Below are 22,318 nucleotides of genomic sequence, written 5' to 3' on the forward strand. Positions count from 1 at the left end.
CTGACTACTCCGCCACGGTGATGCCCAGGGCCCGCAAGAGCGCGAGCTCGGCATCGATGTCCACATGACGCGAGCCGTCGTCCAGCATCACCGCCCAGCCGACCGGGTCACCCGGCAGCCGCTCCAGCGACACGAACCGCTCCCCCAGCAGGTCGCGCAACTGGTGCTCCCAGGGCAACCAGACCGCACGCTCCAAGCCGATGCTGTCCAGCGCCCACTCGGTGGTGCCGTTGAAGCGGATCAGTGACCCGGTGGGCAGGTTGTGCACCTCGATGGTCATGTCGGCGACCACGAAGACATCGTCCAGGTCGATCGCGTCGGCCACCATGAAGCGGTCCCCGTTGACCGGGGCCCACGGGCGTCCCTGCTCCCGCAGCAAGTCACGCAGGGCGATGGCCTGGTCGCGGGTGATCATGTCGTCCACCCTACGAAGTGGGGGCAACTCACGCAGGAACCGGTTCGCGTCGCCTCTCGAACGGCAAGTAGCGTGGGCGCCATGGCTCCCGAGATCCGCCCGCTCACCCCCGACGATGCCGAGGCGTCGCGGCGTCTGGGTTGGGAGGCCTTCGGCCTGCCGGCCAAGCTGCCCAAGAAGCCCGCGGTGCTCGAGACCGCGGGACACACCTGGCTGGGCGCGTTCGAGGGTGGGCAGTTGCTGGGACGACTGGTCGGTCTGGAGCACGAGAGCGCCTTCGGCGGGGTGTTCCTGCCCAGCGTCGGCATCGCGGGTGTGACGGTCGGCAACGAGCACCGCTCGGCCGGGCTGTTGCGTCCGTTGTTCACAGCGTTGCTCAGCGATGCCCGCGCACACGGGGTGGCGGTCTCGACGCTGTACCCGAGTGCCCCAGGCATCTACCGCGGGGCAGGCTACGAGGCGATCGCCACCAGTGGACAGGCCACGCTGCCCACCTCGGCGCTGGCTCGGCTGCGCGTCCCGGCGGGGATCACGCTTCGTCGAGCGGGCAATGACGACGTGACAGGGGTGCATGAGCTCTACCACGAGTGGGCGCTGGCGCAGAACGGACCGCTGGCCCACCGCGGTGTGCTGTACGAGACCAAGCCGAGCAAGTGGCTCAAGGAGTTCACCGGCGTGACGCTGGCCGAGGACGGCGACGGCGTCCTGCAGGGCTACTTGGCGTGGCACCGCGGGGACGCGTCCGACAGCCGACTCGACATCGAGGAGTTCCACTGGCGGACCCCCGATGCGGCCACCGCACTGCTGGCCATGCTGGCGACCAACGCGCCGGTCACCGGCAGCGTGCGATTCGCCACCTCGGGCAACGACCCCCTGCGCCTGGTGCTGCCCTCGGCGCACTGGACCGTCGAGCACCATGCCCCCTACATGCTCAAGGTGGTCGACCTGCGAGCCGCCCTCACCGAGCGGCTCTGGCCCGAGGGTGTCGACGTCGAGTTGCCGTTCCGGGTGGTGGACGACCTGCTCGAGGCCAACAACGGCGACTGGAAGCTGCGCATCGAGGACGGCCACCCCTGGCTCACCCGGATCGGGAAGACCGGTTCACACCCCAGCCGGGTCGTCCCGCTCGAGATGGGGTCGCGAGGGCTGGCGGCCCTCTACGCGGGGGCCCAGACTGCGACGAGCTTGCGCACCGCGGGGCTGGTCTGGGGTGGTGACCCCGCCCGCGACCTGACCTGGTCGGTCGCCTTCGGTGGACGAGCCGTGCACATCCGCGACACCTTCTGAGCAGGTGGCGCTGGGGTTCGAGACACGCTCGCGCCTCACCACCGCATTCCCCCGCATCAGGCCTTGATCGTGATGCTCCAGGGCAGCGACAACGGCCCGGTCACCCCGGCCAGGGCCCGCTCGAGTCCCAGCGCCGCGATGCCGCGCTGCAGCAGCGCGTCCACCGGGTCGGTCGGCACCCACAGCCCGCCACCGACGGCCTGCGACTCTGTGCTGTCGGCGGGGCGAACCCGGTCGAGCAGCCCCAGTTGCGGGATCGCCCGCACGTGGGCCCGGTCGCGGTCGAGGCCGGCGAGCTCGCAGACGCGGTCGAGGGCGACCGAGACGCCACCGAGGTGGTCGACCAGACCGTTCTCCTTGGCGTCGGCACCGGTCCAGACCCGGCCCCGGGCCAGACGCTCCAGGTCGGCGTGGTCCATGCCACGATCGGCCGCGGCCTTGGTGGTGAACTGCTCGTAGATGTCGTCGAGGATCCGGTTCAGCACGTGCCACTCGTCCTCGGTGAACTCACGGTCCGAGGCCATCATCTGGGCGCGGCGACCGGCGCTTCGTCCCTCGTGCTTGAGCGCCAACTTGTCCATCAGCCCGGCGGTGACGAACTTGCCAGCCAGCACGCCGATCGAGCCGGTCAGGGTCGCCGGCTGCGCCACGATCTCGTTGGCGCCCATGGCGGCGTAGTAGCCACCCGAAGCGGCGACGGTGCTCATCACTGCCACGACAGGCCGCCCGGACTCGCGCACCTGGTGCACAGCCCGCCAGATCGTGTCGGAGGCGACCGCCGAGCCACCGGGTGAGTCGATCTTGAGCACGACCGCCTTGATCCGGTCGTCGCGGCAGGTGGCGCGCAGGTGGTCGGCGATCACGTCGCCGCCAGCCTGCGGTCCAGCAGGGCCGGCGGGGCGGCCTCGTCCGGTGACAATCGGGCCACGCAGCGACACCACACCGACGATCGGTGCCTTGCGGTCGAGCGCCTCCTTGGCGATCTGCTTGCCGTGGGCGATGGTGTCGTAGCGGGTGACGAACTTGAGGTTCTCGCGGCTGCCGTTCCACTCCTGGTACAGGTGGGCGTAGACCTCGTCGCGGTAGCCGATGTGGTCGATCAGGCCGGCGTCGAGGGCCTGCTGCGGACTCAGCGGGGACGAATCGACCGCCTCGCGCACCTGCTCGACCGACTTGCCCCGGCGCTTGGCGATGGTGGCGACCACGTCGTCGACGATGGAGTCGGCCAGCCGCTGGGTCATCTCGCGGTTCGCCTCGGTGATCTCGGTGGCCGAGAACTGGTCGGCGGCACTCTTGTACTCGTGGCGCTGCCCGAACTGCGGCTCGACGCCACCCTTCTCGAGCAGGCCGCGCATCAGGGTGATGCCCAGGTGCACGCCGCTGATCGACAGCTCACCCGACGGCTGCAGCCAGACCTCGTGGCAGTGGGCGGCCAGCAGGTACGAGCCCAGGCCGAGCCCGAGCTCGCCGTAGGTCTGCGCCCAGGCGATGGTCGGCTTGTGCTCGCCGAACGACGCGATGGCCTCGGCCAGTTCCTGGGTCTCGGCCAGACCCAACCCCGACGGTGCGACATGGACGACCAGCCCGACCACGCGCTCGTCCTTGGCGGCATGGCGCAGGCCCTCACGCAGCACCCCGAGGGTGGCGGAGTTGATCGCCCGCAGCGCGGCCAGCGGGTTGTCGGGCGGTGATGCCAGCACACCCCGTGCCATGTCGATCTCGAGGATGGTGCGCGGCGCGGCGGTGCGGTCGCCGGTCAGGCCCTTGATCAGTCCAATCACGTCCATGCGTTCCACTGTAGGTGGCCGCATCCACTCCCCCGCCGGACGAGCCCCCGCCTGGGGGTCGACTCAGGGGTGGCAATGCTGTGGGCGAAACCGACTCGTCCCGGGGGGTGGTTTCGAGACGCTTTGCTGGCGCTCGGCGCCCATCCAGCGGGGTCAGACGGTGACTTGCGCTTCCTCGGGGTGCTCGATCACCACCGGGGGCCAACTGGCCTGCAGGTGCAGCCGGATGCCGTCGTGCAGGATCACGTAGAGGCTGACCGCCACGAAGGCGATGAAGGTGGCGACCGAGCCGATGGTGAGGATCGCCCGCGGCCCCCAGATCTCGCCGATCCAGCCCATGATCGGTGCACCGATCGGCGTGCCCCCCATGTTCACCGCCATGTAGACCGCCATCACCCGGCCCCGGTACAGCGGGTCGGCGGCGAGTTGCACGGTGGCGTTGCAGCTGGTCATCACCGTCAGGGCGCAGATCCCGACGCCGACCAGGCTGGCCCCGAACCACCCGAAGGAGGGGCTGACCGCTCCGAGCGCGTTGAAGAACGCGAACCCGCACAGCGCGGCGAGCAACACCCGCAGGCGCGGGCGGGCCCGGCGCGCGGCGAACACCGAGCCGCCCAGCGTGCCGATCGCCATCAGGGTGCCCAACAGCCCGAACTCGGTGGCGCCCTTGCCGAACGCCTCGGTCGCCATCAGGGCGTTGGTGAGCTGGAAGTTCATGCCGAAGGTCGACATGGTGAAGATCACCACCAGCATCAGGGTGATCGTCGGGCTCTTGCGCACGTAGGCGAACCCGTCACGAATCGCCCGTTCGGCCCTGGCCTTGGGCATCGGCGTCAGTTCGGCGGCCCGCATGATGATCAGCGCCGTGATCGTCGCCAAGAAGCTGATCGCGTTGATCAACAGGGCAGGCGCCACGCCCACCGCAGCGATCAGGAGGCCGGCCACAGCGGGGCCGATCAGCCGCGCGCCGTTGAACTGCGCCGAGTTGAGCCCGATCGCGTTCGAGAGCAGACCCAGCGGCACCATCTCGGAGACGAAGGCCTGCCGGGTCGGGATCTCGAAGGCGGCACAGACACCGGTGGCGAAGGCCAGCGCGAACGCGTGCCACAGCTGGATCGCCCCGGAGGCGACCAGCAGGTAGAGCACCAGGGCCACCAACCCGAGCCCGGTCTGGGCGACGATCAGCAGCTTGCGCTTGTCGAACCGGTCGGCCAGCGCCCCGGCGATCGGGGTGAGCAGCGGGATCGGCAGGAACTGCAGCGCCGTGGCGATGCCGAGCGCGCTCGCCGAGCCCGGCGTGAGTTCGGTCAGGATCAGCCAGTCCTGGGCGATCCGGGCCATCCAGCCGCCGATGTTGCTGATCAGCGCGCTGATCCAGAACAGTCGGTAGTTGTGGATGGCGAAGGACGCGAACGTCGACACCCGAGTCGGGTTGCGGGTGCTCGCCGTCGACACAGGCCCTCCTGGTGCTTAACAGAGGTAAAGATTACCGTTACCTAGGCTAAGTACCAATCAGGTGTCCGACAACCGGGACGAGGCTCGTCCCACCCTCACCGGGGTACCCGACGCTGTCGCCGGACCATGCCGACCAGGTAGACCACGCACCCGGACCAGACCACCACCATGCCGATCCACCAGACCAGGCTGACGCCTTGGTCGAACAGCAGCCAGCCGATCAGGAACTGCCCGGTCGGCCCGATGTACTGCAGCACGCCCAGGGTGCCCAACGGCAGCCCCTTGGCCGCCAGTGCGAAGAAGAACAGTGGTAGCGCGGTCAGTGCCCCACTGACCAGGAACAGCCCGGTCAGGCCCCAGTCCGTGCCGAACCTGCCCTCGCCGCGCGCCGCCAACCAGCCCAGCCAGGCCAGGCTGGGCACCAGCAGCAGCAGCGACTCCAGGAACAGCGTCTGCAGCGCCGGCACCGAGGTCTTCTTCTTCACCATGCCGTAGAGCCCGAAGCTGCCGGCCAGCACCAACGAGATCCAGACCGTGCGCCAACTCTGCGCCGAGATCACCACCACACCGACGAAGGCCAGCAGCGCGCCGATTCGTCCGAACCGGTCGAGCCGCTCACCGAACACCAGCCAGCCCAGCACCAGGTTCACCAGCGGGTTGATGAAGTAGCCCAGCGAACTCTCCACGGTGTGGTTCGAGGTCACCGCGTAGATGAACATCCCCCAGTTGACCGCGATCAGGGCTGCCGCGGCCATCATCTGCAGGCCGTGCGCGGCCAGAGTGGGGCGCACCCAGGCGAAACTGCCTCGTCCCACCGCCAGCGCGACAGCGACCGCCACCAGCGACCAGACGATCCGGTGGGCCAAGGTCTCGACCGCGCCGGCGTCGGCGAGCAGCACCCAGAACAGCGGGAACAGCCCCCACATGGCGTAGGCCGCCACGCCCGAGAGCAGGGCATCACGGGGCAGCGCCGAGTCAGCCGGCGGCGTGGTCACCTACCGAATCCGCTCGCACTCAGCCGCGGGTGCGCTCGGGACGAGCGTCAGTGGCGAACTCCGAGGCACTGCGGGTGGCGTACTCCTCATAGGTCTCCCAGCGCTGCACCACCTGGGCCTGCGCCAACTCCACCATGCGCTCGGCGGTCTCGGGATCGGCCTTGGCCAACATCGTGTAGCGGGTCTCGCGTCCGATGTAGTCCTTGAGGCTGAGCCGAGGCCTGGGCGAGTCGAGCATGAACGGGTTGCCGCCCTCGAACTTCACCACCGGGTTGAACCGCATCAGCGGCCAGTGGCCGGAGTTGACCGCCCGGTACTGCTGGTCGAGGCCCTTGCGCATGTCGATGCCGTGGGCGATGCAGTGGCTGTAGGCGATGATCAGGCTGGGGCCGGGGTAGGCCTCGGCCTCACGGAACGCCTTGAGCGTCTGCTGCGGGTCGGCACCCATGGCCACGCGGGCCACGTAGACGTTGCCGTAGGCGATCGCCTGAAGGGCCATGTCCTTCTTGTTGGTCACCTTGCCGCCGGCGGCGAACTTCGCCACCGCGCCCAGCGGGGTCGACTTGGACGCCTGACCGCCGGTGTTGGAGTACACCTCGGTGTCGAGCACCAGCACGTTGACGTCACGACCGGAGGCGAGAACGTGGTCGACACCACCGGAGCCGATGTCGTAGGCCCAGCCGTCGCCACCGACGATCCACACCGAGCGGCGCAGCAGGTGGTCGGCGACCGAGTCGAGGTCGGCCAGCTTGGCCTCGAACTCGGCCGAGCCGGTGCCGCGCAGTTCGCCGATCCGCTCGCGGAGCCTGCTCATCCGTTCCTGCTGGCGAGCCAGGTCGGACTCGTAGGCCTGGGGTGCGGTGAGCAGTTCGTCGACCAACTGCGCGCCCAGTTCCTCACGCAGGTCCTCGACCCGGGTGCGGGCCAGGCCGGTGTGCAGGTCGGCGGCCAGCCGCAGGCCCAGACCGAACTCGGCATTGTCCTCGAACAGCGAGTTCGACCAGGCCGGCCCTCGTCCCTGGGCGTTCTTGGCCCAGGGGGTGGTCGGCTGGTTGCCGCCGTAGATGGACGAGCAGCCGGTCGCGTTGGCCACCGTCGCGCGGTCGCCGAACAACTGGGTGAGCAGCTTGAGGTAGGGCGTCTCACCACAGCCGGTGCAGGCCCCGGAGAACTCGAACAGCGGCTCGAGGAACTGGGTGCCGCGCACCGTGCCGAAGTCGACCCGGGAGCGATCGTTGAGCGGGATGGTCTCGAAGAAGGCCACGTTGGTGCGGGTGGTGGCCTGGGCCGGCGCCGGCTCGAGGTTGATCGCCCGACGCGACGGCTGGCCGATCGGCTTGACCGGGCACGCTTCGACGCACAGGCCACAGCCGGTGCAGTCCTCGGAGTAGACCTGCAGGGTGTAGTTCTCCCCCGGCAGGCCGGCGGCATTCAGCGGCGCGGTCTCGAAGGTGCTCGGGGCCTGCGACAGCAGGTTGCTGTCGTAGTACTTGCCGCGCAGCACCGCGTGCGGGCAGACGAAGGCGCAGTTGCCGCACTGGATGCAGGCCTCGGGGTCCCACACCGCGACGATGTCGGAGATGTTGCGCTTCTCGTACTGGGTGGTGCCCGAGGGGTATGAACCGTCGACCGGCAGGGCGCTGACCGGCAGGTCGTCCCCTCGTCCCAACAGCATGGTCGCGGTGACGTCGCGGACGAAGTCGGGCGCGTGGTCGGGCACCGGCGGGATCAGGCCGTGGCTCGAGGTGACCTGGTCGGGCACCGGCACCTCGTGCAGGTGGTCGAGCGAGGCGTCGACGGCCAGGTGGTTCTTCTCGACGATCGCCATCGACTTGCGGCCATAGGTCTTGGTGATCGCCTTCTTCACCTCGGCGATGGCCGCGTCGCGTGGCAGCACACCGCTGATCGCGAAGAAGCAGGTCTGCAGCACGGTGTTGGTGCGGTTGCCCAGGCCGGCGTCTCGGGCCACCTCGGAGGCGTCGATCGTGAACAGCCGGATCTTCTTCTCCAGGATGGTGCGCTGCATCGGCTCGGGCAGGCGTCCGTAGACCTCCTCGGCCGGGAAGGGTGCGTTGAGCAGCAGCGTCGTACCCTCGCAGGCGAACTCGAGCACGTCGACCCGTTCGAGGATCGACCAGTGGTGCACGCCGATGAAGCCGGCCTGGCTGATCAGGTAGGGAGCCTGGATCGGGTTGGGGCCGAACCTCAGGTGCGAGACCGTGCGCGAACCGGACTTCTTGGAGTCATAGACGAAGTAGCCCTGGGCGTAGAACAGGCCGTCATGGCCCTCGGGGTTGGTCGAGCCGAGGATCTTGATGGTGTTCTTGTTGGCGCCCACGGTGCCGTCGGAGCCCAGACCGTAGAAGACCGCGCGCAGGGTCTGCTCGTCCTCGAGGTCGAGGGTGCGGTCGTAGTCGATCGAGGTGTCGGAGACGTCGTCGGTGATACCGACGGTGAACCGGGCACGTGGAGCGTCCTTGGCGAGTTCGTCGAAGACGCCGACCACCATGCCGGGGGTGAACTCCTTCGACGACAGGCCGTAGCGCCCACCGATCACCAACGGCATGGACGAGCGCTGCCCGCGCGCGAGGGCCTCGCCGAGGGCGGCGACCACGTCGAGGTAGAGCGGCTCACCGCCGGAGCCGGGCTCCTTGGTGCGGTCGAGCACGGCGATCCGTCCAGCGGTCTGCGGGATCGCGGCCAGCAGTTCGGCCACCGGGAACGGCCGGTAGAGCCGCACCTGCACCACGCCGACCTTGCGTCCCTGGGCGTTGAGGTGGTCGACGGCGGCGCGCACGGTCTCGGCACCCGACCCCATCACGATGACGACCTGCTCGGCGTCGTCGGCGCCGTGGTAGTCGACCAGGTGGTAGCGGCGTCCGGTGTGGGCGGCGAACCGGTCCATCACGTCGGCGACCACGCCGGGAGTGCGCTGGTAGTAGGGGTTGACCGTCTCGCGGGCCTGGAAGTAGGTGTCGGGGTTCATCGCGGTGCCGCGGATGAACGGGTTCTGCGGGGTGAGCGCCCGGGAACGGTGCTCACGGATCAGGTCCTCGCTGACCAACGCGCGCAGGTCGTCGTCGGTGAGCATGTTCAGCGTGTTGACCTCGTGCGAAGTGCGGAACCCGTCGAAGAAGTGGACGAAGGGCACCCGGCACTCCAGGGTGGCGACCTGGGCGATCAACGCGAAGTCGTGGGCCTCCTGCACCGAGGCCGAGCCCAGCAGCGCGAACCCGGTCTGGCGCACCGCCATCACGTCCTGGTGGTCACCGAAGATCGACAGCCCCTGGGTGGCCAGCGACCGGGCGGCCACGTGGAACACCGTCGAGGTGAGCTCGCCGGCGATCTTGTACATGTTGGGGATCATCAGCAGCAGGCCCTGCGAGGCGGTGAAGGTGGTCGACAACGCACCACCCTGCAGCGCACCGTGCATGGCACCGGCGGCGCCGGCCTCGGACTGCATCTCGATGACCGTCGGCACCATGCCCCACACATTGGTGCGGGCATGGGCCGACCACTCGTCGGCCAGTTCGGCCATCGTCGAACTGGGCGTGATCGGGTAGATCGAGCACAGTTCGTTGAGCCGGTAGGCCACCGAGGCGGCCGCCTCGTTGCCGTCGATGATCGCCCGGGTGTCGACCGGGGGCTCGGGGGCGTCCGGACCCTCCTGGGCGACGGTGCTCGACTCCGGCCCGGTGGTGTCCATGCCGGTGGGCACGCTGCCGGCGCGCTTGGGTACCGCGTGCTCGGTCAGGTCGGGACGCTCCGCCTCGGTCGCCGCCGGGTTGATGGGGCTGTCGGTGCTCATCTTGGTGCTCCGGTCGTCTCAGTGCTGGTGCGAGTTGATCAGTGTTGGGGGTGATCAGTGGCTCGAGTGATCAGTGCTCGGGAATCATCTCGATGGCGTGGACGGGGCACTGCTCGTAGCAGGAGGCACACCCCGTGCACTTCTCGTAGTCGTAGCGGTAGCGCAGGCCCTTGCCCAGCTTGATCACCGCGTCCTCGGGGCAGGCCCCGACACAGCCGTCGCACTCCATGCAGTTGCCGCAGCTGAGGCAACGGCCCGCCTCGAAGTGGGCGGTGGTCGCGTCGAAGGTGGTGACGATCTCTTCGAAGCCGCTGCGCTCGTCGGGATGGAGTTCGGCCTCCTGCCGGCGGGCGTGGTCACCGAAGTACCACAGGTTGAGCATGTCAAGGTCGGCGATCGGGGGCTTGATCCTCGAGTACGGCGGCTGCTGGTTGAGCCAGGCGTCGATGTTGCGTGCGGCCTTCTTGCCATGGCCGACGCCGATGGTCACGGTGCGCTCCGAGGGCACCGCGTCGCCACCGGCGAAGATGCCGGGCACGTCGGTCATCAGGGTGGTCGGGTCGACCTGCACCACGTCGTTGTCGAAGCTCATGCCGGGGATCTGCTTGAGGAAGTTCGAGTCGGCCTCCTGCCCCAGGGCGAGGATGACGGTGTCGGCCTCGAGCTTCTCGAAGCGACCGGTGCCGACAGCTCGTCCGTTCTCGTCGAGTTCCATGATCTCGACGGTGAGTGCGGACTCGTCCATCTCCTGGATCGTGCGCAGCCAGTTCATCTGGACGCCCTCGGCCTCGGCCTGGGCGCGCTCCTGCTCGTGGGCGGGCATCTGTTCCATGGTGCGCCGGTAGACCACGATCGACTCGTCGGCACCGAGCCGGCGGGCGACCCGGGCGGCGTCCATGGCGGTGTTGCCGCCGCCGTAGACGGCGACGCGTCGTCCGATGACGGGACGCTCGCCGCTGGCGACACCACGCAGGAAGGTGACCGCGTCGACGATCTTGGACGCGTCCTGTGAGGGGATGTCGACCCGCTTGGACAGGTGCGCCCCGATGGCGACGAAGACGGCGTCGAACTTGCCCTCACGCTGCTCGGCGAGCAGGTCCTTGACGCCATGGTTCTGGGTGATGGTGACGCCGAGGTCGACGATGCGCTGGATCTCGGCGTCGACGACCTGACGGGGCAGCCGGTACTCGGGGATGCCGTAGCGCATCATGCCGCCGGGCTGTTCGGCCGAGTCGCGGATCTCGACGGTGTGACCCAGGCGGGCCAGGTGGTAGGCCGCACTCAGGCCCGAGGGTCCGGCGCCGACGATCAGGATGCGCCGGCCCGAGCTCTGCCGGGGCTTGTCGAACTGCCAGCCCTTCTCGAGCGCGAGGTCGCCCAGGTAGCGCTCGACGCCGTGGATCGAGATCGCCGAGTCGAGCCCGGAACGGTTGCAGCCGGTCTCGCACGGGTGGTAGCAGACCCGCCCGTGGATGGCAGGGAAGGGGTTGTCGGCGGTGAGCTGGCGCCAGGCCGCCTCCTCTTCGTTGTGCTTGATCAGGCGCAGCCACTCCTGGATGTTCTCCCCAGCTGGGCAGGCCGCGTTGCAGGGAGGCAACAGGTCGACGTAGATCGGCATCCGCGACCGGACCGGGCCGACGCGTCCGCCGCCCTGCGCCAGGTCGGGCAGATGGGTGATGTCTCGCTGGTCGGTCATTGTCGCTCTTTCGTCGTTGATCGAGGGGCCGCTCGTGTGGATGACGCTACTCCAATCGATCAACCATCTTGTGGGCGGGGTCAGACGATGGTGGGATGACAGTCATGCCCAGCCGCGCCCCCGCCCGTGCCCGTGGCTGGCAACGTCTCACGTGGTGGTTCGCCGCGGCTTGGCTGCCGTTCCTGGCCTTCCCGCTCACCCACGTCTTCCAGGCCGACCACCACCGCGAGTGGCGCTACCTGGCCGGTGTGACGATCCTGGGCTTCGCTGCGCTGTACCTGTGGGGCTTTCGCACCTACAACCTGTGGTTGCCCATCTCGACCGACCACTGGCCCCGGATCTGGGTGCTGGTCGGGCTGGCGGTGCTGTCGGCGGTGTCGGTGCAGGTGCTGGGCAACCACGCGATGGGGCTGTTGCCGTTCGTGGTGGCCTGGGCATCGTTCGCCATGTCATCGGTCTGGCGCTGGACGGTGGGCGTGAGCTGCCTGCTCGCCCTCGCCCTGGCCGGACGAGGCGACGAGTTCGACGACACCTTGTGGCTGCTGGTCATCGCGCTGGCGCTGATGCTGACCGGCTACCTCACCTCGCACCTGCTGGCCAGGACCCGCCAGATGGGTGAGGTGGAGCGGGCGCACCTGGTGATCGCCGAACGCGACCGGATGGCGCGCGACGTGCACGACGTGGTCGGGCACTCACTCACCGTGGTCGGGCTGAAGGTGCAGTTGGCCGAGCGGTTGGTCGAGCGTGACCCCGCCCGGGCACGGCGTGAGCTCACCGAGGCCAGCGACGCGATCAAGGAGGCGCTCGCCGGGATCAGGCTCAGCGTCGAGGGCGTGCACTCGTCCACCTTCCCGACCGTGGTGCACGGGGCCGTGTCGAGCCTGCGTGATGCGGGTCTGGTGGTCGACCTCGTCGGCGATCCCGCGTCGGTGACCTCGAAGGTCAGCATCCCGCTGCGGTGGGTGGTGCAGGAGTTGACCACGAACGTGCTCCGTCACAGTCACGCACGACGGGTGGTGGTCGAGGTGGACGACGAACACTTCGCCATCGAGGATGATGGAGTCGGGACGAGGGGCGTCGGTGAGGGCCGGGGCCTGCAGGGGGTGCGTGAACGCTTGAGCGCTGCTGGTGCCGAGCTGAACGTGACGACCCCTGACCATGGCGGTACCCGGATGGAGGTGACGTGGTGATCAGGCTTCTGCTGGCCGATGACCAGGCCATGGTGCGCGGTGCCCTGGGGGCACTGCTGGAACTGGAGTCCGACATGGAGGTGGTGGCCGAGGTCGGCACCGGCACCGAGGTGCTCAGCGCAGCCCGCGAGCACCAGCCCGACGTCTGCCTGGTCGACATCCAGATGCCCGGGATGGACGGCATCCAGGTGGCGGCCCAGATGAAGCGTGCTCTGCCCAAGGTGGCGGTGCTGATCGTCACCACCTTCAATCGTCCCGGCTACCTGCGCCAGGCACTGGACGCCGGCGCCATGGGCTTCGTGGTCAAGGACTCACCGGCCTCGGAGTTGGCGCGGGCAGTACGCGAGGTGCACGAGGGACGACGGGTGATCGACCCGACCCTGGCCCAGGAGTACATGTTGAGTGGGCCCAACCCGCTGACCGCGCGCGAGCAGCAGGTGCTCAAGATGGCCGCCGCCGGTGAACAGGTGAGCAAGATCGCCCAGCAGGTGTTCCTGTCACCGGGCACCGTGCGCAACCTGTTGAGCTCGGCGATCCAGAAGACCCACACCTCGAACCGGATCGAGGCCGCCAACCGCGCCAGCGAGATGGGTTGGATCTAGAGGGGTGTAGGAGCTCCTCCCCACCGGGCTGGTGCAAGGGGGTCCTCCCCCGCAACTATGAAATCGGGTCGGGGCAGACGTCTCGTCTGCCACAGCCCTGGCAGTGCTCCCCCATCCAGAAGGTGTCGAACTCTCGCTCGAGCATGGCGACGAACTCCGGCTCGCGTCCAACCGCACCGAGCTCGAGGTTGCGGCGACCCTCACCCTTGGCCCCGATGCCCGCGCCGGTGAAGTTCGCCGACCCGGTGTAGCCGAGTTCGCCGTCGACGATCACCATCTTCCAGTGGCTGCGGGGACAGATCTGCAGCTCCAACCCGCCGGCGACCAGGTCGGGTGAGGCGTCGAAGGTCTCCCGGAACGGCCTCGACGGCAGTTCGGCATGGATGATCCGCAACTGCACGCCGTCGGCGGCCATCGCGGCGAACTCCTCCAGGATCGGCCGGTAGCGCCGGCCTCGTCCCGGCACGTGCAGGTCCTTGAGGTTGGCGGTGGCGATCCAGACCGACCTGCGGGCACGCAACACACCTTCGGTGATCACGGCCCGGTACAGGTCGCGTCCGGTCAACCACTCCACGGCTTCGGGCCCCGGTTGTCGGGGTCGATCAGCCCAGCACGCCCTTGGCGGTGGCCACCACGTTGTCGACGGTGAAGCCGAACTCCTCGAAGCACTTGTCGCCCGAGGCCGAGGCGCCGAAGTGCTCGATGCTCACCGAGGCTCCGGCCGGTCCGACGTACTTCGACCAGCCCATCGAGACCGCGGCCTCGACGCTGACCCTGGCCGACACCGACGGCGGCAGCACCGACTCGCGGTAGCCCTCGTCCTGCTGGTCGAACCACTCCTGGCAGGGCATCGAGACGACCCGGGTGGGCACACCCTCGTCCTCGAGCTTGTCGGCGGCGCCGAGCGCGAGCTGCACCTCCGAACCGGTGGCAATCAGGATCAGCTTCGGGTCGGACGAGGCCTCGCGCAGCACGTAGGCACCCTTGTCGACGCCGGTGACGTCGCCCAGGCCCTCACGGTCGAGGATCGGAAGGTCCTGCCGTGACAGGATCAACGCGCCGGGGTGGTCGACCCGCTTGAGCAGGCCCTTCCACGCCTCGGTGGTCTCGTTGGCGTCTGCGGGACGAATGACGTCGAGGCCGGGGATGGCCCGCAGCGCGGCGAGGTGCTCGATCGGCTGGTGGGTGGGTCCGTCCTCGCCGACGCCGATGGAGTCGTGGGTCCAGACGAAGACCGTGGGCAGGCCCATCAGGGCAGCCAGCCGCACCGGCGGGCGCATGTAGTCGCTGAACACCAGGAAGGTGGCGCCGTAGACCCGGGTCAGCCCCGACAGGGTGATGCCGTTGAGGATGCCGCCCATGGCGTGCTCGCGCACCCCGAAGTGCAGGGTGCGTCCGTAGAGGTTGCCGGTGAACTCGTCACTGGAGCGCTCCGGCGGGAAGAACGAGGGCTCGCCCTTCATCGTGGTGTTGTTCGAGCCGGCGAGGTCGGCCGAGCCACCCCAGAGCTCGGGCAGCTGCGCGGCGAGCTGGTTCAGCACCTCGCCCGAGGCCTTGCGGGTGCTCATCTTGCCCGGCTCGAAGGTCTTGAGCTCCAAGTCGGGCAGCGCACGATCGCTGACCCGGGCCAGCAGTTCGGCCCCCTCGGGGTTGGCCGACTTCCAGGCCTCGAACTTCTCGTCCCACTCGGCGCGCAGGGTGCGGCCACGCTCGGCAGCGGCGCTGCGGGCGTGGGCGACCGCGTCCTCGTCCACGGCGAAGGGTTCCTCGGGGAAGCCGAGCACCTTCTTCAGTCCGGCGACCTCTTCGGCCCCGAGCTTGTTGCCGTGCACGTTGTGGCTGCCGGCCATGGTCGGCAGCGGCCAGCCGATCACGGTGGTGAGCCGGATGAACGACGGCTTGTCGGTGACCTGTTCGGCGGCCTCGATGGCGTCGTACAGCTCCTGGACGTTCTCCTCGTAGGTGGTGCCGCCCTGGGTCCAGTCGACGTGCTGCACGTGCCAGCCGTAGGCCTCGTAGCGTGCCGAGACGTCTTCGGAGAAGGCGATCTTGGTCTCGCCCTCGATCGAGATCCGGTTGTCGTCGTAGATCAGGGTGAGGTTGCCCAGGTTCTGGGTGGCAGCCAGCGACGAGGCCTCGCTCGAGACCCCCTCCTGCATGCAGCCGTCACCGGCGATGCAGTAGATGTGGTGGTCGAACGGCGACTCACCGGCGGGGGCGTCGGGATCGAACAGTCCGCGCTGCTTGCGCTGGGCCATGGCCATGCCGACCGCCATCGAGACACCGGCGCCCAGCGGGCCGGTGGTGGCCTCGATGAACTTGGTGTGGTGGTACTCGGGATGGCCGGGGGTCTTGGACTCGAAGGTGCGCAGCGCCTTGAGGTCGTCGAGCTGCATGTCGGCGTCGAGCAGGTACAGCTGGCAGTACTGGGTCAGTGAGCTGTGGCCGGCTGACAGCACGAACCGGTCGCGGCCCAGCCAGAGGCTGTCGGTGGGGTCGGTCTTCATCACCCGCTGGTACAGCAGGTAGGCGGCCGGGGCCAGCGAGATCGCGGTGCCGGGATGGCCGTTGCCGACCTTCTCGACCGCGTCCGCGGCCAGGATCCGGGCGGTGTCGACCGCGCGCTGGTCGTCCTTGGTCCACTCCAGGGTGCTCACGTGGTTGATCCTCTCGTCGTCTCGCCTGCGAGCCTAGCCGGGCTGGCTGACGTGCATGCGGGGCTGCCAACTGTTGTCGCCCTGTTGGGGGGTGGAGCGCTGCTGGTTTGTGGCGTGAATGTCGCCGTCAGTGACGACTTTCGCGCCACAAATGCGTGGGGGAGGCGGACAGGTGTCAGTCGAGCAGGGCGTCGATACGGTCGAGGACGAGGTCTGGCCGGGCGTCGGCCGGCAGGGCGTCGACCTCGTCGCGGGTCGAGTCACCGGTCAGGACGAGCGCCGACGCCAGTCCGCCGGCCTTGGCCATGGCGATGTCGGTGGCCAGCCGGTCACCCACCATGACCGCCCGGCCGGGAGCGACGTCGAGCCCGCGCAGCGCCGCCTCGAGCATCACCGGGTCGGGCTTGCCGAGGTTCTGGCTGCACGGCACCTGGGTGCAGGCCTCGATCGCAGCGGTGATGGCCGCACAGTCGGGCTCGCCTCGTCCCCCCGGGAACGGGCAGTAGCGATCGGGGTTGGTCTGCACGAGGATGCCGCGGCGGTGGAACCACAGGGTGTCGAAGGCAACCTGCAGCTTGCGGTAGTCGAAGCCGCGGTCGTAGCTGGCGATCACCACGTCGACCCGGGACGCGTCGTCGCTGACCTCGAAGCCAGCAGCGGTCAGGGCGTCGACCAGCGGCTGCTCGGCGATCGGGAACACCACAGCCTGCGGGTGGTGCTCACGCAACCAGTCAACGGTGGTGACCACGGTGTTGACCACCTCGGCCAGGTCGACCTCGATGCCGAGGCGGCCCAGCTTGTCGACGTACTGCCGGGGGCTGCGGGTGGGGTTGTTCGACACGAACCGGACCGGAGTGCCGCGACGCCTGAGTTCGGCGATGGTCTCCGCGGACCCCGGCAACAGATCATCGCCGAGGTAGATCGTCCCGTCGAGGTCGAAGACGTAGGCGTCGTGGGTCATGGTCACCGTCCCAACTCAGCCACGGTGCCGTCGGCCAGCGCGGCCAGCGCGGCGCGTACCCGGGCGGCGTTGGCGGGTGTGCAGTGCTGGTCGAGGTCGTCGGGGTGGACGAACACCACACCACTGAGTTCGTCCTCGGGCCAGCCGATGGCCGAGATCTGTTCGTCGGTGAGCACTCCCCCGTCGTAACCCAGGATCATCGCGCCGTGGTCGTCGTCCTGGTCGGGCTTGACCTCGTCGATCACCAGCAGCCGGCCAACCGGCAGGTCGAGCCCCAGTTCCTCGACCACCTCGCGGGCCGTGGCCTCGGCCGGGGACTCACCGGTCTCGACAGTGCCCCCGGGCAGGATCTTGTTCGGCTTGTAGGTGGGCACCACCAGGCAGACCCGACCCTGGCCGTCGCGCAGCAGCAGGCCGGCCGCGAGCCGCCTCCTGGGCAGGGTCAACAGGAACTCGCGCCGCGGCAACTGGGCGTCGTCGGTCACGTCAACCCACCAGCAGGACGACCAGCGTGCGCGGCCCGTGCACGCCCTCGACCCGGTTGAGTTCGATGTCGCTGGTGGCCGACGGCCCGCTGATCCAGGTGAGCGGACGATGGCTGGCCACCGAGATGCCCAACAGGCCGACCGCCTCACCGACATCAGAGACCACGTCACCCTCACGCACCACGCACAGGTGCAGGTCGGGCACCAGGCTGAGCGCGCGTCGACCCTGGTCGGGGGCGTGGTCGAGGACGATCGTTCCGGTCTCGGCGATCGAGACCCGGCTGGCGGTGACCACGGCGTCGATCCGGTTGAGTTCGTCGTGGGGAAGCGGCTGGCGCCTCTGCTCGACCACCACGTCGGCCGCGGCACCGGCGGCATCGCGCCAGGCCTCGGGCAGCCCGGCAGGTACGACCACCGCGGTGGCACCGTGGCGTTGCAGCACGGCGGTGATCTGCCCGGGCAGGGCCGCCTCGTCGGCGCGCACCACCTCGGCTCGGTAGTCCTCGACGCGCTGGACGAACCGGGCGATCACGTCGTCCATCGGCAGTGGCTGTCCGTAGTTCCAGTCGAGGACGACGTCACGCGCCGGGTCGGGCTCGCCGACGTCGGCGAGCGCGCCGCGGATGCGGCCAAGGATCTCGTCGCGCGCGCTCATCGGTCGGGCTCCTCATCGGTGCCGGGGGCATCGCTGCGCTTGCGCCACCACTGGGTGAAGGTCTCCGCCGCCGGCATCGGCAGGTCGCGGCTGGTCGTCCAGGCCGAGGCGCCCGGGCCGGGGAGCTTGCGCCCGATGCCGGGGATCGGCAACTTGCCGGCCAGGGTCGAGGCGATCTGGGCGGCGCGCAACGAGTGAGGGTTGCCCATCACCTCACCGAGCACGCCCATGGCCAGCCGCTCGAGCCCGAGGCCGCCCCGCTTGTGCTCGTCGACCACCTGGCGGCGCAGGTGCACCAGCAGGTCGGGGATCTCGATGCGCACCGGGCAGACGTCGAAGCAGGCACCGCACAGGCTCGAGGCGAACGGCAGCGAGGCGTCGATCGCCTCGGTGTGGCCACGCAACTGCGGGGTCAGCACCGCGCCGATCGGACCCGGGTAGACCGAGCCGTAGGCGTGCCCGCCGACCCGTTCGTAGACCGGGCAGATGTTGAGGCAGGCCGAGCAACGGATGCAGCGCAGCACCTGTCGTCCGAACTGGTCGGCCAGCGCGTTCGTGCGCCCGTTGTCGACCAGGACGACGTGCACGTCGCGGGGACCGTCGAGCCCGTGCGCGCCGGTCCACATCGTGGTGTAGGGATTCATCCGCTCGCCGGTGGAGCTGCGCGGCAGCAGCTTGAGGAACACCTCGAGGTCGGCGAAGGTCGGCAGCACCTTCTCGATGCCGACGACGGTGATCAGGGTCTCGGGCAGGGTCAGGCACATCCGGCCGTTGCCCTCGGACTCGACCACCACCAGCGTGCCGGTCTCGGCGACGGCGAAGTTGGCGCCCGAGACCGCGACTTTGGCGCGCAGGAACTTCTCGCGCAGGTGGATGCGGGCAGCCTCGGCCAGCCGCCCGGGATCATCGGTCAGGTCGTCAGGCGCTGCCCGGCCGTAGCGACCCATCTCGGTGAGGAAGATCTCGCGGATCTCGCTGCGGTTGCGGTGGATCGCCGGCACCAGGATGTGGCTGGGTGAGTCGTGGCCGAGTTGGACGATCAGCTCGGCGAGGTCGGTCTCCCAGGCTGCGATCCCGGCCTCTTCGAGCGCCTCGTTGAGTTCGATCTCCTGGGTGGCCATCGACTTGACCTTGACCACCTCGTCGGCCCCGGCGGCGCGGGTGACGTCGATCACGACCTGGTTGGCCTCAGCGGCGTCCCGGGCCCAGTGCACGGTCGCGCCGGCGGCCTTGAGCTTCTTCTCGAACTCGACCAGGTAGGTGTCGAGGTGGCGCAGGGTCCGGTCCTTGATCGCAGCACCGGCCAGGCGCAACTGCTCCCAGTCGTCCACCTCGCTGACCACGGCGGCACGCTTGGCGCGGATGGTGCGGGTGGCGTGGGTGAGGTTGGCGCGCTGCCGGTCGTTGGCCAGTTGCACCTTGGCGTTGGCGGGGAAGGCCGGCATCCCGAGCCAGGTGACCGGTGCGACGTCGGGGGTGCGGCGGGTCATCGTGCTGCCCCCGCCATGAACGGGGCGTCCTGGGTGCTGGCCAGGATCTCGGCCAGGTGGATCGTGCGGATCGGGGCCTTGGTGCGGTGAGCGAGTCCGCCGATGTGCAGCAGGCAGGAGTTGTCGCCGGCGACCACGTACTCGGCTCCCGAGGCCACCGCGTGCGCGACCTTGTCGGTGCCCATCGCCGCCGAGACATCGGGGTTCTTGACCGAGAAGGTGCCCCCGAAGCCGCAGCACTCCTCGGCGTGCGGCAGGTCGACCACGGTGATGCCGTCGACCGCGCGCAGCAGCTGCTGCGGACGATCACCCACCTTGGCAACCCGCACCGAGTGGCAGGTGGGGTGGAAGGTCACGGTGTGCGGGAAGTGGGCTCCGACGTCGACCAGACCCAGGTCGTCCACGATGAACTCGCTCAGCTCGCGGGTGCGGGCCACGATCTGGTCGACCTCGTGGCGCAACCCGGCATCGCCGGCGTCGTCGGCCAGCATCGGGTGCTGGTGACGTACCGACCCGACGCACGACCCGGACGGGCCGACGATCACCTCGGCGTCGGCGAACGCTCGGACGAACGCCCGCACCGACTTCACGCCCTCACCGAACCAGCCGGAGTTGGTGAACATCTGGCCGCAGCAGGTCTGGTTGGCCGGCACCGTCACCTCGCAGCCGAGGCGTTCGAGCACGCTGACCACGGCCCGCCCGGTGTGGGGGAACATCGTGTCGTTGATGCAGGTGATGAACAGCGACACCCGTGGTCGAGAAGTCACGTAGACATCATGGCATCGAGCCCATGGCGGGTCAGGATCGGGTCAGCAACGCACAGTCGCGAGCGGCCTACTCGGTCATCTCCTGGCCCTTGCGGTCGGGCAGCAGCATCGCTGCCCCTGCGGCCAGGATGAACGCCGCTGCGAACACCCCGAAGGCCAGGGGCATGCCGCCGCCCTTGATCAGGAAGGGCACGCTCAGCGGGGCGATCATCGAGGCGATCCGGCCGAACGCTGCAGCCGCACCGGTTCCTGACCCGCGGATCTCGGTCGGGTAGATCTCTGGGCCGATGGCGTAGAGCGCGCCCCAGGCGCCGAGGTTGAAGAACGACAGCGCGCAGCCGGCGACCAGGATCGTCGTGGGCGAGTCGGCCAGGCCGAACAGACCTGCCGCCACCGCCGAGCCGGCCAGGAAACTGGCCAGGGTGGCGCGTCGTCCCCAGACCTCGATCAGCCAGGCTGCCACCGCGTAGCCGGGCAACTGGGCCAGCGTGATGATCAGGGTGTACTCGAACGACTTCACCAGGGTGTGGCCGGAGTTGAACAGCAGGGTCGGCAGCCAGATGAAGGCGCCGTAGTAGCTGAGGTTGATGCAGAACCAGACCACCCACAGCGCGATCGTGCGCTGCCTGAGCCGCGACGACCAGATCGACTCGCGGTCGTCGTCGGCGACCGGAACGTCGGCGGCCGGGGCACTGGGGCCCTCGACCGGTTCGGCCGGGGCGGCCACGCCGGCCGACTCCTCGAACGAACGCACCGCGGCCTCGGCCTCGGCGTGGCGTCCCTTCGACTCCAGGAAGCGCACCGACTCGGGGATGCCGAACCGGATCACCGCGGCATAGACCGTCGGCACGATGCCCACTGCGAGCGCCCATCGCCAGCCGTTGTCGACGTTGGGGATCAACAGGTAGCCCAGCAGCGCCGCCATGATCCAGCCCAGCGCCCAGAACGCCTCGAGCGCGACCACGACGCGTCCTCGGATCCGCCGCGGGGCGTACTCACTGACCAGGGTCGAGGCCACTGGCAGTTCGGCCCCCAGCCCCAGGCCGACGATGAATCGCAGCACGATCAGCGCGGCCACCGACCCGACCAGGGCGGAGGCGCCCGTCGCGGCGCCATAGACCAACAGGGTGAGGGCGAAGACCTGGCGTCGTCCGATCCGGTCGGCCAGCAGACCACCCAGCGACGCACCGATCGCCATGCCGACGAAGCCGATCGAACCGATCCAGCTCAGGGTGGTGGCGCTGAGCTTCCACTCGGCGGCCAGGGCGACCATCACGAACGAGATGAGCCCGACGTCCATGGCGTCCAGGGCCCAGCCCAGACCGGAACCGGTCAGCAACTTGGTGTGCTTGCGGGTGAAGGGCAGTCGGTCGAGCCGCTCGGAGCGGCTCGGTGCGTGCTGCCCGGCCGTGGTCGAAGAAGTCATGGGGGTCTCTTCCCGTCGCGCCCCTCCAGCAGTTGGCCCGGGGGGCAGAGCAGTGAGCGTACTGTGCTGGCATGCCCGTCACCATTCGCCCGGCCACTGTGGACGACATCGCCGAGATCACGCAGATCTACAACCAGGCCGGCGTCGGCACCACCGCCAGCTATGACCTGGCCCCGGTGACGGTGGCCGAGCGCACCGAGTGGTTCGAGGCCAAGCAGCGCCGCAACTTCCCCACCCTGGTCGCCGTCGACGACGGCCAGACCGTCGGCTTCGCCTCCTACGGCACCTTCCGTGAGAAGGCCGGCTACGACTACACCGTCGAGCACTCGGTCTACGTGCGCGACGGCCACCGCGCCTCCGGCGTGGGACGCATGCTGATGAGCGCGTTGATCGACCACGCCCGCGGCCACGGGGTGCACGTGATGGTCGGCGCCCTGGACGGGTCGAACGAGGCCAGCGTCGCCTTCCACCTGTCGCTGGGCTTCGTCGAGGTGGCCCGGATGCCCGAGGTGGGCCGCAAGTTCGGACGATGGCTCGACCTGGTGCTGGTGCAACTCACCTTCGAGGGCCCCGACCCCGCCTGAGGCCCACTCCGCCCTGCCGCTGGTGGCGGAAGCGTTGCACGCGGCACAATCACCCGTG

At 69.2% G+C, this 22,318-nt stretch carries 18 protein-coding genes; 4 read left to right on the plus strand and 14 right to left on the minus strand.

Annotation, left to right across the window (positions count from 1 at the left end; genetic code table 11):
• Positions 1-4 precede the first annotated feature (4 nt).
• Positions 5-415 (minus strand): pilus assembly protein CpaE, encoded by a 411-nt coding sequence (locus IE660_RS10605; RefSeq protein ID WP_203568344.1) that lies wholly within the window; start codon positions 413-415, stop codon positions 5-7.
• Positions 416-496: 81 nt separating this feature from the next.
• On the opposite strand from IE660_RS10605, the gene IE660_RS10610 reads away from it, so the two are divergent.
• Positions 497-1,702 carry a GNAT family N-acetyltransferase gene (locus tag IE660_RS10610; RefSeq protein ID WP_203568345.1) on the plus strand — a complete coding sequence of 402 codons (1,206 nt, stop codon included), beginning with the start codon at positions 497-499 and terminating at the stop codon, positions 1,700-1,702.
• A gap of 56 nt (positions 1,703-1,758) precedes the next feature.
• Here IE660_RS10610 and sppA read toward each other — a convergent pair whose 3' ends face one another.
• The 5 genes from sppA to IE660_RS10635 all read right to left on the minus strand — a co-directional run bounded on the left by sppA (position 1,759) and on the right by IE660_RS10635 (position 11,485).
• A complete protein-coding gene (gene sppA / locus IE660_RS10615; RefSeq protein ID WP_203568346.1) occupies positions 1,759-3,489 on the minus strand; it encodes a signal peptide peptidase SppA in 1,731 nt (576 codons plus the stop codon).
• A 153-nt stretch (positions 3,490-3,642) separates the two neighbouring features.
• Positions 3,643-4,944, minus strand: coding sequence for an MFS transporter (locus IE660_RS10620; protein ID WP_328701927.1), 1,302 nt, complete (start codon positions 4,942-4,944; stop codon positions 3,643-3,645).
• 95 nt (positions 4,945-5,039) lie between these two features.
• A complete protein-coding gene (gene rarD / locus IE660_RS10625) occupies positions 5,040-5,939 on the minus strand; it encodes an EamA family transporter RarD (protein WP_203568347.1) in 900 nt (299 codons plus the stop codon).
• Positions 5,940-5,958: 19 nt separating this feature from the next.
• A complete protein-coding gene (gene nifJ / locus IE660_RS10630; RefSeq protein WP_235997689.1) occupies positions 5,959-9,747 on the minus strand; it encodes a pyruvate:ferredoxin (flavodoxin) oxidoreductase in 3,789 nt (1,262 codons plus the stop codon).
• A gap of 70 nt (positions 9,748-9,817) precedes the next feature.
• Complete coding sequence (locus tag IE660_RS10635; RefSeq protein WP_328701944.1) at positions 9,818-11,485, minus strand: NAD(P)-binding protein; 1,668 nt, start codon at positions 11,483-11,485, stop codon at positions 9,818-9,820.
• Between the two features lie 53 nt (positions 11,486-11,538).
• Between IE660_RS10635 and IE660_RS10640 the strand changes: the two genes are divergently transcribed.
• Both IE660_RS10640 and IE660_RS10645 read left to right on the plus strand, forming a co-directional pair.
• Positions 11,539-12,633: a sensor histidine kinase gene (locus IE660_RS10640; RefSeq protein ID WP_203568349.1), complete on the plus strand. Its 1,095-nt coding sequence runs from the start codon at positions 11,539-11,541 to the stop codon at positions 12,631-12,633.
• Positions 12,627-13,235, plus strand: coding sequence for a response regulator (locus IE660_RS10645; RefSeq protein WP_456237015.1), 609 nt, complete (start codon positions 12,627-12,629; stop codon positions 13,233-13,235). Before IE660_RS10640 ends, IE660_RS10645 begins: the two co-directional genes overlap by 7 nt.
• Before the next feature lie 55 nt (positions 13,236-13,290).
• Here IE660_RS10645 and IE660_RS10650 read toward each other — a convergent pair whose 3' ends face one another.
• From IE660_RS10650 to IE660_RS10685, 8 genes are all read right to left on the minus strand, one after another.
• Positions 13,291-13,809, minus strand: coding sequence for a phospholipase D family protein (locus tag IE660_RS10650; RefSeq protein ID WP_203568350.1), 519 nt, complete (start codon positions 13,807-13,809; stop codon positions 13,291-13,293).
• A 28-nt stretch (positions 13,810-13,837) separates the two neighbouring features.
• Positions 13,838-15,892 carry a transketolase gene (gene tkt / locus IE660_RS10655; protein WP_203568351.1) on the minus strand — a complete coding sequence of 685 codons (2,055 nt, stop codon included), beginning with the start codon at positions 15,890-15,892 and terminating at the stop codon, positions 13,838-13,840.
• 175 nt (positions 15,893-16,067) lie between these two features.
• The gene (locus IE660_RS10660) at positions 16,068-16,853 is read right to left on the minus strand and encodes an HAD-IIA family hydrolase (RefSeq protein WP_203568570.1); all 786 of its coding nucleotides are present in this window, start codon (positions 16,851-16,853) and stop codon (positions 16,068-16,070) included.
• A gap of 2 nt (positions 16,854-16,855) precedes the next feature.
• A complete protein-coding gene (locus tag IE660_RS10665; RefSeq protein ID WP_203568352.1) occupies positions 16,856-17,338 on the minus strand; it encodes an NUDIX domain-containing protein in 483 nt (160 codons plus the stop codon).
• Between the two features lies 1 nt (position 17,339).
• Positions 17,340-17,993 (minus strand): LutC/YkgG family protein, encoded by a 654-nt coding sequence (locus IE660_RS10670; protein WP_203568353.1) that lies wholly within the window; start codon positions 17,991-17,993, stop codon positions 17,340-17,342.
• Entirely contained in the window at positions 17,990-19,483 is a 1,494-nt protein-coding gene (locus tag IE660_RS10675; RefSeq protein ID WP_203568354.1) for a lactate utilization protein B, read from the minus strand. The genes IE660_RS10670 and IE660_RS10675 overlap by 4 nt, the downstream gene beginning before the upstream one ends.
• The gene (locus tag IE660_RS10680) at positions 19,480-20,250 is read right to left on the minus strand and encodes a (Fe-S)-binding protein (protein ID WP_328701928.1); all 771 of its coding nucleotides are present in this window, start codon (positions 20,248-20,250) and stop codon (positions 19,480-19,482) included. The genes IE660_RS10675 and IE660_RS10680 overlap by 4 nt, the downstream gene beginning before the upstream one ends.
• Positions 20,251-20,317: 67 nt before the next feature.
• Positions 20,318-21,676, minus strand: a complete 1,359-nt coding sequence (locus IE660_RS10685; RefSeq protein ID WP_203568355.1) for an MFS transporter — start codon at positions 21,674-21,676, stop codon at positions 20,318-20,320.
• Positions 21,677-21,747: 71 nt separating this feature from the next.
• Between IE660_RS10685 and IE660_RS10690 the strand changes: the two genes are divergently transcribed.
• Positions 21,748-22,260, plus strand: a complete 513-nt coding sequence (locus IE660_RS10690; protein WP_203568356.1) for a GNAT family N-acetyltransferase — start codon at positions 21,748-21,750, stop codon at positions 22,258-22,260.
• Positions 22,261-22,318: the final 58 nt, after the last annotated feature.

The sequence above is a fragment of the Aestuariimicrobium ganziense genome, assembly GCF_015352975.1.
GTDB lineage: Bacteria > Actinomycetota > Actinomycetes > Propionibacteriales > Propionibacteriaceae > Aestuariimicrobium > Aestuariimicrobium ganziense.

Coding starts and splice junctions, on each gene's coding strand:
- IE660_RS10685 (WP_203568355.1), bottom strand. CDS start 21,676: ATGACTTCTTCGACCACGGCCGGGCAGCACGCACCGAGCCGCTCCGAG.
- IE660_RS10610 (WP_203568345.1), top strand. CDS start 497: ATGGCTCCCGAGATCCGCCCGCTCACCCCCGACGATGCCGAGGCGTCG.
- IE660_RS10660 (WP_203568570.1), bottom strand. CDS start 16,853: ATGACCCACGACGCCTACGTCTTCGACCTCGACGGGACGATCTACCTC.
- IE660_RS10670 (WP_203568353.1), bottom strand. CDS start 17,993: ATGAGCGCGCGCGACGAGATCCTTGGCCGCATCCGCGGCGCGCTCGCC.
- IE660_RS10605 (WP_203568344.1), bottom strand. CDS start 415: ATGATCACCCGCGACCAGGCCATCGCCCTGCGTGACTTGCTGCGGGAG.
- IE660_RS10640 (WP_203568349.1), top strand. CDS start 11,539: ATGACAGTCATGCCCAGCCGCGCCCCCGCCCGTGCCCGTGGCTGGCAA.
- nifJ (WP_235997689.1), bottom strand. CDS start 9,747: ATGAGCACCGACAGCCCCATCAACCCGGCGGCGACCGAGGCGGAGCGT.
- IE660_RS10690 (WP_203568356.1), top strand. CDS start 21,748: ATGCCCGTCACCATTCGCCCGGCCACTGTGGACGACATCGCCGAGATC.
- sppA (WP_203568346.1), bottom strand. CDS start 3,489: ATGGACGTGATTGGACTGATCAAGGGCCTGACCGGCGACCGCACCGCC.
- IE660_RS10675 (WP_203568354.1), bottom strand. CDS start 19,483: ATGACCCGCCGCACCCCCGACGTCGCACCGGTCACCTGGCTCGGGATG.